Source organism: Acinetobacter towneri, from assembly GCF_001758345.1.
Classification (GTDB): Bacteria; Pseudomonadota; Gammaproteobacteria; order Pseudomonadales; family Moraxellaceae; genus Acinetobacter; species Acinetobacter towneri_A.
In genome coordinates this window covers 1-13,978 of record NZ_MKQS01000034.1, presented here as the reverse complement: position 1 = coordinate 13,978, position 13,978 = coordinate 1, and the positions used below count along the sequence as shown (strand labels likewise).

9 protein-coding genes and 2 pseudogenes are annotated in these 13,978 nt (G+C 36.8%); 10 read left to right on the top strand and 1 reads right to left on the bottom strand.

Annotated features, from left to right (window positions below; all coding sequences use genetic code 11):
• From BJN41_RS12645 to BJN41_RS12605, 9 genes and pseudogenes are all read left to right on the top strand, one after another.
• Positions 1 to 241: integrase core domain-containing protein (locus BJN41_RS12645; RefSeq protein ID WP_141730354.1), on the top strand; the 241-nt coding region annotated here is incomplete at its 5' end.
• A 20-nt stretch (positions 242 to 261) separates the two neighbouring features.
• On the top strand, positions 262 to 2,796 hold the full coding sequence (locus BJN41_RS12640; protein WP_070155602.1) for a DEAD/DEAH box helicase family protein: 2,535 nt from the start codon (positions 262 to 264) through the stop codon (positions 2,794 to 2,796).
• A gap of 55 nt (positions 2,797 to 2,851) precedes the next feature.
• Positions 2,852 to 4,426: a type I restriction-modification system subunit M gene (locus BJN41_RS12635; protein WP_070155599.1), complete on the top strand. Its 1,575-nt coding sequence runs from the start codon at positions 2,852 to 2,854 to the stop codon at positions 4,424 to 4,426.
• Positions 4,426 to 5,601: a restriction endonuclease subunit S gene (locus BJN41_RS12630; RefSeq protein WP_074964475.1), complete on the top strand. Its 1,176-nt coding sequence runs from the start codon at positions 4,426 to 4,428 to the stop codon at positions 5,599 to 5,601. The genes BJN41_RS12635 and BJN41_RS12630 overlap by 1 nt, the downstream gene beginning before the upstream one ends.
• Positions 5,602 to 6,027, top strand: a complete 426-nt coding sequence (locus BJN41_RS12625; RefSeq protein WP_070155597.1) for a single-stranded DNA-binding protein — start codon at positions 5,602 to 5,604, stop codon at positions 6,025 to 6,027.
• Between the two features lie 32 nt (positions 6,028 to 6,059).
• Positions 6,060 to 9,692, top strand: a complete 3,633-nt coding sequence (locus tag BJN41_RS12620; protein WP_070155595.1) for a DNA polymerase — start codon at positions 6,060 to 6,062, stop codon at positions 9,690 to 9,692.
• A 23-nt stretch (positions 9,693 to 9,715) separates the two neighbouring features.
• Entirely contained in the window at positions 9,716 to 11,977 is a 2,262-nt protein-coding gene (locus BJN41_RS12615) for an AAA family ATPase (RefSeq protein ID WP_070155593.1), read from the top strand.
• Positions 11,977 to 12,888, top strand: a complete 912-nt coding sequence (locus BJN41_RS12610) for a hypothetical protein (protein WP_070155591.1) — start codon at positions 11,977 to 11,979, stop codon at positions 12,886 to 12,888. The genes BJN41_RS12615 and BJN41_RS12610 overlap by 1 nt, the downstream gene beginning before the upstream one ends.
• Before the next feature lie 151 nt (positions 12,889 to 13,039).
• Positions 13,040 to 13,390: pseudogene (locus tag BJN41_RS12605) on the top strand (transposase); the annotation flags it as partial.
• Positions 13,391 to 13,456: 66 nt separating this feature from the next.
• Here BJN41_RS12605 and istB read toward each other — a convergent pair.
• A pseudogene (istB, locus tag BJN41_RS14940) lies at positions 13,457 to 13,681 on the bottom strand (IS21-like element ISAba8 family helper ATPase IstB); the annotation flags it as partial.
• An 87-nt stretch (positions 13,682 to 13,768) separates the two neighbouring features.
• Here istB and BJN41_RS12600 point away from each other — a divergent pair.
• Positions 13,769 to 13,978 (top strand): transposase (locus tag BJN41_RS12600; RefSeq protein WP_141730377.1); only part of this gene is annotated, 210 nt, incomplete at its 3' end.

Here is a 13,978-nt window from a genome sequence, read left to right as displayed (position 1 = left end):
GCAAACAAATGGTATATGTGAGCGTTTCCATAAGACGATTTTGCAGGAGTTCTATCAAATTACGTTTAGGAAGAAGCTTTATAGCTCATTGGAAGAATTACAAGTTGATCTAGACGATTGGCTGAAATTCTATAATACTGAACGGACTCATCAAGGAAAAATGTGCTGTGGTCGTACACCACTTGAAACTTTACTTGATGGAAAACGGATTTGGGCTGAGAAAAATTTAGCTCAAATTTAACCTGACAGGCACAATAAAAAATGGGTAACTGTCAGATCAGGTTTGAGCTAGTACACTTTAAGCGTCCAGTCATTTTTTATAGTAATGGTTATGAAACCTATATTTGGGACGATGCACGATATAGCAGCTATCGCCAAATTTATGGTTTTTATAGTTTTAAAAGCTTGGAGAATTTACGCTTTAAACATCAATATGCCAACAAAGAATTAGAGCGTAATAATCCGGACTTATCCATTGTTGAGCGTCCGTATCAAATTGAAGCCATTAAAACCTTAAGCCGTAAATTTCAAGATCAAGGTCGTAAAGCTTTAATCATTCAAGCCACAGGTACAGGTAAAACCCGTGTAGCAATTGCCTTGTCGGAATTACTCATTCGTGAACATTGGGCTCAGCGTATTTTATTTTTATGTGATCGTCGAGAATTACGTAAACAAGCAGATGATGCTTTTAAGGACTTCTTGAGGAGTGAACCACGTTGTGTGATTGGCGCAACAAATAAAGTACCCACAGATTCTCGTATTTATATTGCAACTTATCCAGGCATGATGAATCGCTTTGCCCAGTTCGATGTGGGGTTCTTTGATTTAATCATTGCCGATGAAAGTCACCGCAGTATTTATAATCGTTATAAAGATCTATTCGACTATTTTGATGCGCTACAAGTCGGTCTAACAGCAACACCAGTTAAGTTTATTAGTCGTAACACGTTTAAAATGTTTGACTGTACTGATACGCAACCGACCTTTGAATTTGGTTTGGACAAAGCCATTGAAAACGAACCACCGTATCTAGTGCCGTTTAAAGTCAAAGATGTCACCACTGAATTTTTACGTGATGGTATCCACTATAATCAATTGTCTGAAGAGCAACAGAAACAGCTTGAGGCTGATTTAGGTGAAGAGATTGCCAAACAGACCACTATTAAAGGCAGTCAAATTGGCAAGAAAATTTTTAGTGAATCCACTGATACCCACATTTTAGAAAATCTGATGGAAAATGGCATTAAAGATGCCACCGGAAGTTTAATTGGTAAAACAATCATTTTTGCGCAACGCCAAGATCATGCAGAGCATCTAGAACAACTGTTTTGTAAGCTTTATCCTCAGTATGGTGCGCGGGTATGTAAGGTGATTCATAACAAGATTCACAAGGTAGATAACCTGATTACAGAGTTTAAAGAACCGAATAATGATTTTCGAATTGCCATTTCAGTCGATATGCTTGATACAGGGATTGACGTTCCTGAAGTGGTCAATTTGGTCTTTGCAAAACCGGTCATGTCTTGGGTGAAATTCTGGCAAATGATTGGTCGTGGTACACGTCTTTGCCCAAATCTATTTGGTCTAGGGAAGGATAAAAAAGAATTTTTAATTTTCGACCATTATGGCAACTTTAAATATTTTGAAGAAGAATATGAAGAGCCTGAAGATGTGAAATCGGTATCTTTATTACAATCGACCTTTTTGGCTCGTTTGGATTTTGCCAAAGCGGCTTTAGTCCATAGCGATATCGATGGTTTTGACATTGCAACCAAATTACTGGCTGCGGATATCAATGATTTACCTAACGACAGCATCTCGGTTAAAAAACATTTACGGATTGTGCATCAGTTACAACAAACTCAATTAATTATAGAGTTTAGTGCAGCTACTCAGCATATTTTATTGGATAAAATTGCACCATTAATGGATGCACGAGTACTCAAAGAAAAAGAGGCGATTGCGTTTGATAAGCTGATTGCATTGACTCAAGAAAGTTTGATTCGTAAATCAAGTGCTTATGATACCTATAAGGCACAAATCTTGACGGAAGTCTCCTCTTTGGCAGTCAATATTCAGGCGGTACGACAGAAAGCTGAATTAATTAAGGCAGTACAAACTCAAGCCTATTGGTCAGATATGACGGTTAGCACTCTCGAACAACTGCGTTTAGAGTTGCGATTATTGATGCAGTTTAAACAAGCCAATACCACAGGCGGAGTTTGGGATACACCAACGACAACGACCCAAGATGGTGAAGTTCAGATCATTGAAAAGGAAATTTCACTCAGTAATAACGAAGCTATGCTGTACCGTAAAAAGCTGAAAGAGATTCTCGATCAAATGATTGACAGCAATACAGTTCTGCAAAAAATTCGCCAGCAACAACCCGTGGAAGAGGGTGAATTGCAGATGTTGACCTCAACCGTCTTGTCGGAACATCCCAATATTGAAATTGACGTTTTAAATAAATTTTATGGTCGTACCGCAGCCGAATTGCATCTGACCATTCAAGATATTGTCGGTTTAGATCCTAAGGCGGTGGAGCAGCACTTTAGAGAGTTTTTATACAACCATCCACAATTGACGGCTCGACAAGTGCAATTCCTCAATTTATTGCAAGCTTACATTTCTCAAAATGGCGGTATCATTATTGATAAATTATATGAAGCACCTTTTACAGGGGTTCATCCTGAGAGTCTAGATGGTCTGTTTACACCGGATGATGTAACAGATCTCATCCATGTGATGAAACCTTTTGTTAAAAAACAACCACCTGAGCAGCGGATTGCTTAATTTAAAGCCCTCGCTCGATTAAACTGATGAAAACTTTGCTGTTATTGGAATTGCTATGCTAACTGGATCTATTCGCAACGATATTGATAAACTTTGGGAAAAATTTTGGACCGGAGGCATTACCAATCCTTTAACCGTGATTGAGCAAATCAGCTACTTGATGTTTGCCCGTATGTTGGATATGCAAGAAGACGTTGCCGACAATAAAGCAGCCAAAGGGTTGACGGTGACAGGACGTTTGTTCCCACAAACACCTGAAGGTCAGTTACTACGCTGGAAAAACTTTAAAAATTTAAGCGGCAAAGAATTACATCAGCACTTAAAAAGCAAAGTTTTTCCATTTTTTGCAGAGTTAGGCAGCAAAAGATCGACAGAGCAAGGTTTTAGTAGTATCAGCGAATACATGCAAGATGCCGATTTAGAAATTAAAAATGAATCGGTCTTGGTGTCTGCGGTGAAAATGGTCGATGAATTGCCGTTGATTCAAAGTGATGTCAAAGGCGATATTTACGAGTATTTACTGAGTAAATTGACCACCGCAGGGATTAATGGTCAATTCCGTACACCACGCCATGTGATTGATACCATGATTGAAATCATGGATCCGCAACCAACAGAAAACGTGTGTGACCCTGCTTGTGGTACAGCAGGATTTTTGGCACGGACCCGTGAATATTTAAACCGCCAACATTCAAGTGAATACGGCGTGGTTGTCGATGAAGATGGCAATAACAATTATCTTGGTGACTTGCTGACGCCCTATATGGATCATATCAATCACGATATGTTCTGGGGCTTCGACTTTGACAGCACCATGCTCCGTGTTTCGAGTATGAATATGGCATTACACGGTGTGACCAATGCCAATATTTTGTACCAAGACAGTTTAAACAAGTCGATTAAAGAGCATTATCCACAGCAAGAAGAAAATTTCTTTGATGTGATTTTGGCAAACCCACCATTTAAAGGCAGTTTGGATGAATCCAACATTAATCCGCCTTTGCTGAAAATGGTCAAAACCAAGAAAACTGAACTGCTCTTTGTGGCGCATATTTTACGTGCCTTAAAGTTGGGCGGTCGTGCGGCTGTGATTGTGCCTGACGGTGTTTTATTTGGTTCTTCGAGTGCGCACCAACAACTGCGTAAAAGCATGATTGAAAACAACCAACTTGAGGGCATTATAAGCTTACCAAGCGGTGTGTTTAAGCCGTATGCGGGTGTCAGTACTGCGATTTTACTGTTTACGAAAGGCGGTTCGACTGAGCGTGTTTGGTTCTATGATGTTCAGGCGGATGGCTATTCTTTAGATGATAAGCGTACACCACTGAGTGGTGAGGGCGCGAATGATTTACCTGATGTAGTTGCACAGTGGAAAGCTTATCGTCAGCTTGTGTTGAATAATGCCTCTGCTGAAGAAATTAAAACGACATTTGGTGATAAGTCAAAAAAAGCTTTTGTGGTTGATGCCAAAGATATTATTGCCAATAAGTTTGATTTTTCGATTAACCGTTATAAAGAAGTGGTGTATGAAACGGTTGAATATGCGGATCCAAAAACGATTTTGGCTGAACTGAAACAGTTAGAAAATGAAATTCTTCAAGGTATGAATGAGCTTGAGGAGTTGTTGTAATGACGAAATATCCATTTGTTCTTGCAAATACTTGTATGGATATCAGAGATGGTACTCATGACTCTCCTGATTTTGTTTCAAATGGCATACCTTTAGTAACTTCGAAAAATTTAAAAAACGGTTCCTTGGATTTTTCAGAATGTAATTTCATTACTGAAGATGATCATAATAATTTTTCGAAGCGATCATTCGTAGAAAAAGGTGATATTTTATATGCCATGATTGGAACTATTGGTAATCCTGTAATTGTTGATACTGATAAAATTTTTTCAATTAAGAATGTCGCACTGTTTAAATTTAATCAAAAAGATAAAATCTATAATCGCTATTTTTACCATTTTTTAAATAGTGATGTTGCGCTTAAGCAATTATCTCAGCTTTCAAGAGGTGGAACTCAGAAGTTTGTTTCTCTTGGTAATTTAAGAAACTTAAAAATCCCTCTTCCTCCATTAGAAGAACAACGTCGAATTGCTTCAATCTTAGATAAAGCCGATCAAATCCGTCAAAAACGTCAGCAGGCAATCGCAAAGCTAGATGAGCTTTTACAAGCAACGTTTATTGATATGTTCGGGGATCCAATCAAAAATGAAAAAGGTTGGAAGATTGGAAAAATTGGTGACATGTTGGAATCAGTAAAATATGGTTCATCAGACAAAGCAACCCTAGATGGTGAAGTGCCTATTTTACGTATGAATAATATTACTTATTCAGGTGAGATGTACTTAGCTGACTTAAAGTATATAACTGCCGACCAAGCTGATGAAAAATATTTAGTTAAACAAGGGGATATATTGTTTAACAGAACGAATAGTAAAGAGTTAGTTGGTAAAACTGCTGTTTACAATGGCCCTGAGCCAATGGCTTATGCTGGGTATCTAGTTAGAGGAAGAACACTTCCTGAATATATGCCTGAGTATATATCAGGTTTCCTAAATTCCAGTTGGGGTAAATCTACACTTCAAAGCATGTGTAAAAGTATTATCGGTATGGCAAATATCAATGCTAAAGAATTTCAATCGATTCGATTACCAATTCCACCAAGTGATTTACAAAAGCAATTCACTAAAAAAGTTCATGCTATACGTGACCATAAACTGAAGTTAGAAAAGCAATTAGTTCAAAATAATGAATTGTTTAAAGCCTTACAGCAAAAAGCATTTAATGGAACGCTTTAAATGTCAGTGCAACAACTATTTAATCGATCAGTCAACCGAGTCTTTCTCTTAGCTAAGATCAAAGACATTCAAACCCTTCAAATCGATCAGACTACTTTAAATTATCTGATCGTGGAAACAGAAGAGGGTTGGAAGGACAAATTTGGGAATCAGAAAACACAAGTAGAACAACACTATGTTGTTCTACCATCGCACTTTGACGAATACCTGAATAATCTCGAACCTAATCAAAACATCATGCTTCAGGGTAGCATCAAAACCAAACAGCAAAATCAATATCCACAGTTTAAATGTATGAGCTACGTTTTGGCTGAAAGCATTCAAAATATTGCCAGCTTCACAGAACTTCATGAAATGGAAGTTAATGACGGCTTACCATTTCCAAAACGTCTGATCTCTCTGTGGTCTGAGCCAACAGCGTACTAATTATTCCGTGTTTTAAAGGAATAGGTTTATCTATGTTAATCCAATATATCCATCATAAAGATACCAATCAAACAGCCGTAAAAGCTTTAAGTCGCCAATTACAGCAATACTTCAATGTCACTGATTATCGGGTCAATGTCGGTTGGATTCACTCTCGCACGCGCTCAGAACAGGGCTATAACATTCGTTCAGTGAAAGGCACAGAACGCTATTATTTACATACAGGTAAAGACCAAGCCGAACTTAAAACTGGCGAACTCATTTTCTTCAACTATACCGCCTCAACACGCTGTGAGGATCGTTTAGATCTCACTGCACATTGCAGTTTAGAAGAACTTTTTGACACCAAAAATACCGCGCTGATTAGCAGTTTTTTAGAGTTTTTCTATGTCATTTTCTCTTATGCAACCAAAGCGGATGTTTATACCAAACAACTCGATCAAGTATGTACACTACTGCTAAAACAGCAATATGAGGATGCGGTTTACCAAAACATCTTTGCCAATCGAAGTTTGCTGAACAGGCTGATTTTAGATCATCGTGCGCTGAGTAATTCATATGCACATGCCTATTTAATCGAAGCAGAAGAAGTATTACCAGAAAGCTTACTGATTAGATTTTTAAAACAAAATATCGACCGACCAAAAGACCTTGAATTTTTAGCGAAATATGCAACGCATAAGGGCTTTAATAAACTCAACTTTGCCATCAAACTGGTTGCCAGTCATTCACTCGATGTGGATGAAATTAATGACCTAGAGCTTGAAGTTCAATATAGCTTTTTAAATGAATACATACCGAAACACCATTTATGGCGTGAAATGGTACTGGCTCATCCAGCAACACTGTATAACGATGAAATTGCTGAAAAGTTTATTGCAGAATTACCGCAGGATCAAACACAGTGGTATAACACCTTATTGCAATTTCCACTGAATATCCGAAATGATTTAGCCAACAAATTGGCAGAAGATAATTTTGAGTCGGTTTATCAGTTAATCTCGGATGAACAGCGATATGTAGACTATATTTTATCGTGTCTGCCACAAAATGAATTTAGTCGTTTTGATGAGTTTTATACCTATGCACGAGAACTTAAATTCCATCATGTCGCGTGTATGTTGGAGATCATTCGATATAAGCTCCAGCAACGTAGCTTACAAATCTATGACCTCAATAAAATTATAGAAAATTACACCAAAAATTTATTTGTTGCGCATAGTGAGCAACAAGAATTAAGAAAAATTGACTATACGATTTTTGCAAATTGTGCGTTTGAAATCCCAAAGCCACAATATAGCAATCCCAAATATCCCGTTTATAAACCAAAACTATCTCCACAAAGTTTTTGTGAAGGCAAGGAGTGGTACAAGAAAGAAACGTTGGAATACGTCATTATTAACGGTGAAAAAACACTTCTTTCAGAAGTTGATAAAAATAGCATTGATATTACCCAACTCAAAACTGAGGAAGAAGAAACCCGCACGCGTAACGTCATGTGTAGACGACATGGCTGTCATGCCTGTACATCAGACCTCTTAAATGAGAGTGTTTTTTATCGGCTCTTACATTATGTAAACTTTAATCCAGCGCTACTACATGGCAAAGGACGTGACAATAACCAAGTTTTACGACGTATTGCGAGCCTGAACCGATGGAATAGCATTTTAGAGCGCTTGCAATGTAAAGCATGTGCAAGTCCATTTGTGGTGTCGGAACACTCGCAGAACTCTATGGGGCAAATGGCATATTCGGCAACCTATTGGCATTGTTCAAATGAAAAATGCCATGAATATACCCATGTGGTTAAAATCACGCATTGTATTTCTTGTATGGACTTAATCGATAGTCGCATATCTCGATATAGCTGCACACCATACGAACCATTGTCATTTAGAAAGTTTTATTTCTGCACCAACTGTGCATCGTGTTGTTCGAGTCATGGCGGATTTAAGGGAACATGCCCACATTGTGGTTTAGAAGATGCTTATATCAATATAAAGAAAGAGCAAAGAACCAAGGCAGAATGTCGTGGCTGTAAGAAAACGGTTTCGATTGAGAACTTTGCATTTGAGAATTTCTTAAAGCGTAAAATGCAACCTGCACGCGTGGACAAGTTTGAAGCGCAAAACATCATTATTGAACAAAAAGATGGTGTTAAAAAACTCTATGTCTATGATGTATATAATGCGTTAACCAGCAAGAGAATGCAGTTTAGTCGCCTAAAAAACTTTGACTTTATTATTGATGTCAAAATTCTATATAAAATGGCATTCCTTGGTTTAGATCATAAACAGTATAAAGATATTCTGCCGGATGATCTGCTACCTGTACAGCTTGAAGCGGATGCTTTGAATGTAGATATGGCGACTTTAGAGAAACTCAAAGAGCTTGCTGATAAAGCGCTTAGCCGTCCGTATTTCCATCAGCTCTACAAAACGATTGAGTTACCTTTTGCATTGGCTTTATATCAATATGCACAGACAGGGCTTTATCTTCCTTCGGAACGGATTCAAACATTTGCGAAAAAGATTGAGCAGACACGTAATGCAATTAATTTTAATGTACAAAAAGAAGTCGGGGTCTTTGCTTCAGACAGTCATGAAGTGAAAAAATATCTTGAAGATAAATATCATTATGAACTTTTGTTAAACACCAATAGCGAAACAGACTTAGATGGTATTATCAAAAGACAAAAAGATGATCCTGTTGTACAGCAATTACAAATGCTCGATAAGCTCAATCGAGCAGGGGCCGTGATTTCAGAATTTGCACGTTCCAACCGTGAAGTCATCCATCCAGAGTACCAAATCATCGGGACGGTGACAGGTCGATGTACAGCGAAAAAACCTGCAATTTTGTCATTCCCTAAAGTATTCCGTTCTATTTTTTCGACTATGCCAGACCATCAGTTATATTCATTCGATTATGGGCAAATTGAGCTCGGGATCTTGGCTGGATTATCTCAAGATGAACAACTCATTACGGACTATAATGAATCTGACATTTATCAGGAATTAGCTGACGAAACTGATCTCACGCGTGATAATGCAAAGATCTTTTTCTTGGGATTACTATATGGTATTACAGATCAAAATCTGATTAAGATGATGGGCATTGGTCAAAATGAAATCATAGAGATTAGACAACGATTAATGGTGCGTTATCCTAAAATTGAGGAAATGCGACAACGCTGTATCCAGTTTGGACAGCAGCATGGCTTTATCAATAATATGTTTGGTCTACACCGTGCAACAGTTGCATCACGTAATAAATCGGCATACTTACAAAATTGGGAAAAAAATTGGTTCTTTAATTTCCCAATTCAAAGCACAGCAGCGGGTGTGTTTAAGAAGGCACTGATTCATATCTTTGAATCAGATACCAAGAAAACGATGAAAATGGTCTGTCCTTTGTATGACGAGTTTTTAGTACACATTCCAAATGCAGATCGTGCTTATTATATTGCTTTGATTCGAACAGCAATGATTACAGCACTCAGTGATGCCTTTCCACAATTAATCCCTAAAGTGGATTTACAGGTGTATGAGGATGATGGGGTAGATGAATTTAATACACAGGCTTGGTCAGCTTGGTTTGAGCAATTGAATGTTCAGCCTAAGCAGCAAGCAGTGTATCACCATGATCCAGATTTACCATTTTAAGAATAAAGAGTGAAAGTAAAAATATGAAAATCACCAAGATTTCTCTCACCAATTTTAGAGCATTCAAGCAAACTCAAACGATTGATTTTGCACCTGTAACCTTACTTTTTGGTCCAAACAGTGTGGGCAAAAGTACTGTGCTCAAAGCATTGTTCTATGTACAGCAAATTCTTGAAAAAGGGCAATGCAATCCAATGTACTTAGATGCTTTAAATAAAAAGTACATTGGTGGTTTTGAGAACTTGGTGCATAAACGTGATTTGGACACAAATATCACCCTTAAAATTGAATATGATAAAGGGGATGCAATTGGGAGTAGTTATGCTTACCTGTATGAATTATTGAGCGAAGAGCTAGATATTCAACTTAGCAGTCCAATTATCGATGCACGCACAATCGCCGTGGAATTTGAGATTGCTTGGCATAAGTTTGAAAGAACTGCTTATATCAAAACTTATCGAGTCGAATTCGATGGAGATGTGATTGCAGAAGTTACTAGTTCTGGCCCTAAGCAAGCTTTTCTAACTTTTCTTAATTACATCCATCCTTTACTTTTGCCAGCGAACCACGATGAATGGTTGCAAGCTCAGAAAGATTCAGAAGCTAATCTACATCCATATAATCGTTTGATTCTAGATGGTGTAGATGTCTATGAAACTGAAGAAGAAGACGAGGATGATTTAGAGTTTGATAGAAAATTATGTGCTCATTATTCTAAGTTATTAGAAAAGGCTGATGATCCAAAAGAAAAGAAAAATATTGCTATTGAGTATTTTGCAGAGCGTTTAAAATATCGTATGAATAAATATGGTATCAAGCCTGAGGATATTGCCGGAGATAACTTATCTATTCAGTTCTCAAGTAATGACTATTTTGTAAGTGCATTACATGAACTTGTAAACTCACAAGATAGAGATCGCAGAAATATGATCTCAATTAGAGATCATCAAGACTATGATCTATTGCATAATATTTTATCTATTGATACTGAAATTGGCGCTTTACCAAAAATAGGTAAAAAAGTTAGAACTAACTTAGATTTAGAGACAGTTAAACATAATGAAATTATTACTGAGTTATTAAGTGATGTTTTAGTTGCGCCACTGGATAACTTATTGAATTTATTGAATTCAAGCCTTTGTATTGGACCAATACGTAAGATTCCAGATGCAAACTATCAACCGTTGCCATATATTGAACAATCTGATTGGTACGATGGATCAGCTGCATGGAGCATGCTGAAAAAAGCTTCTTTTACAGAGCTTAAGAAAATTCATGATTGGATGTCTAACGAAGATAAGTTAAATCTCGGTTATGGTATATCTGCTAAATTATCTAAAACCTTTAATTTTCAGAAATCAATTTCTGAGGTGGAAAGTTTCAAAAATTTATCATCTGAAATGGATGAAGCGATTCGATGGCAATTGAGTGACAAACGTATAAATGATATGAATATGGTTTTAGATCGTATTTCCATGATTGAAAACCGTGTAATCGATCCAAATAATGAAGAAGAGTCTAAGTTAGACTTCGAACATAAAACAATTATTAAGAAATACCGTAAGCTTGAGAAAAAAGAGGAAAATTTAAAATCTATCCTAACAGAAATTAAAGCTAAAAATGATTTTGAGAAAAATTCAGAAGATTTAGAAAGTTTAGCCCTTTTAAATGATTTGGATAAGGATAGTGACCTTAGCAATATTATTAAAGGCCGAGAATATCATGAGATAATTTTGGAACTAGAAATAGAGCTTAGAAAAATTGAAGCTCAACGCCTAGAAATATTAGCCACAACTGAATTTTTAAATCTTGATGTAAATGATAGCGTAAACGAAGAGTATCGTATTTGGGATGAGCAAAATGGCATTCAAGTACAGCCAAATGAAATCGGTACTGGTGTTTCTCAGTTGATGCCATTAATCGTTGCAGCAATTACACAAAAAGGCGGTTTAGTTGCATGTGAACAGCCAGAGCTTCATTTGCATCCACGTGTGCAAGTGGCTATAGGTGATTTATTAAGTCAAAATACGGAGCATGTAAATTATTTAATTGAAACGCATAGTGAGCATTTGATTTTGCGTCTCAGAAGACGTATTAGGCAAAACACAGACAATGAATTGCCAATAGGATTAAAAGCATTTAGTCCTAAAGAAGTGGTTATTAACTATTTAGAGCCTTCAAAAGATGGTGTGCAAGTTAGATGTATCCGTATGGATGCAGATGGTGAATTTACAGATCCTTGGCCAAATGGGTTCTTTCATGAAAGATTGGATGAGGCAATGTAATGATTTACGAATATGCTTTAGATCCAAAAGTCATCTTAAAGTGGCTAGAAAGTGAAGATACTGCAACTTGGTTGGAAAGTTTAAATGGAGTTGGAATAGGAACTCCACGATTTTTTAGTACTTTCCCTAGTCAGAAAAAAAGAAAGTTTATTAGTGGTTTGGCAAAATTAAGATATGAAATAACAGATCAGAATATCATAAGTCGTTTAGATCGTTTATGTGAATACTTGGATAAGGCAGGGATGTTTATTAGAGCATCAGAAATTTTTTCAGGAGATGAATGGCATGAAAAAGTCATTCAATCACACAATATAAGCCCTTTTAAGGCCATAGTGACATCAAATAAATTGGAGGTGTTAGAGTGGTTACCTCCAGAAAACGTAGTCTACTCGCAACTATGGAATTTACCATCACAAATAAGTTTTAGTAGAACTACAAAAGATTTTTTAGAAAAAATGTCTAATTTCATTAATTCAACTGAGAAAAATTTAATCATCGTTGATGCGTATTCCTGGAAAGAAAATGCTATTACTGTAATCGGTAAGATTCTTAATCTGTTTGGAAATAGTTCATCTCTACCATTAGTAAAAATTTATTATAAAGAAAATAGAGAAAACTGTTCACCTAGGGTTGATCATATAAAAAGACAGTTAATGGGAGTATTAAAAAATAATGCTAAACACTTAAATATAACAATTTATCAGATTAAGGAAACTGATCAGAGTGATGCTTTCCATAATCGTTATATTTTAAATGACTTAGGTGGAGTTCATATAGGGCATGGTTTGGATCTTTCAGAAAAAGAAAATCATACAGATGAGGTAACTTTATTAAACCGTGATATCTATATGAAACGATGGAAACAATTTTACTATCCAGATCAATTTGAAATACTAGATAAAAGTGAGTGAATTTAAAAACCTCTATTAAATGATATAAGATTTAGTAATTGTAAACAGAATAGCTTTAAACAGCTATTCTATTTACATAGAGACTGTAAATTAAATTGTGTAATTGCCTGAATTTGCTATGTTCATATTCACAACGGAGTCAGGCAACATGATGAACGAACAAAAACTAAAAGACCTTGCAGCAGAATTTGCTAAAGGAATCAAAACAGAAGACGATCTCAATCAATTCACCCGATTGTTGACTAAACTCACTGTTGAAACGGCTCTCAATGCCGAACTTACCGAACATCTCGGACATGAAAAGAATGCTCGTAAGAACGGTTCAAATGCTCGTAACGGTTATTCCAGTAAGACCGTGCTGAGCGATGATGGTGAGATTGAGATCACCACACCACGAGATCGTGATGGCACATTTGAACCACAGCTAATTAAAAAGAATCAGACTCGTATCACGCAAATGGATAGCCAAATTCTATCCCTTTATGCCAAAGGCATGTCAACGGCATTCTAAAATTGACCCCTTTTACCTTACAAATGGCAAAGTAAAATTGACCCCTTTGATCTCGTATTAAGTTTCAACCTGGGGCTGAATCCCAATTCTTTTTTTATCCTTCAAACGATAACTCTCACCCGATATCTGTACCACATGACAGTGATGTAATAGCCGATCTAACATCGCAGCGGTCAACGTAACATCATCCGCAAATGACTTAGACCATTGGCTAAAGGGTAAGTTACTCGTCAATATCGTACTGCCTTTTTCATAACGCTTGGCAATCACATTAAAGAACAAAGTAAGCGTCCGCTGAACACACCTTATGAATTCATCCTATAAGCCTTAATTTAGTCCCCACTTAAAAACAAGTGGGGACTTAAATTTATGACGACAAATAATCAGACATCCATCGCATCTCTAGCGAAAAAACGAAGAACATACAGTGCTGAATTTAAACAGCAGATCGTTCAGGCTTGTAAAGCACCTGACGTTTCAATTGCTTCGGTCGCTTTGCAACATGGATTGAATACAAATCTTGTATCCAAATGGATTCGCTTATTTGATGGTAAGCCAAAGAATGATCGCTCACCACTA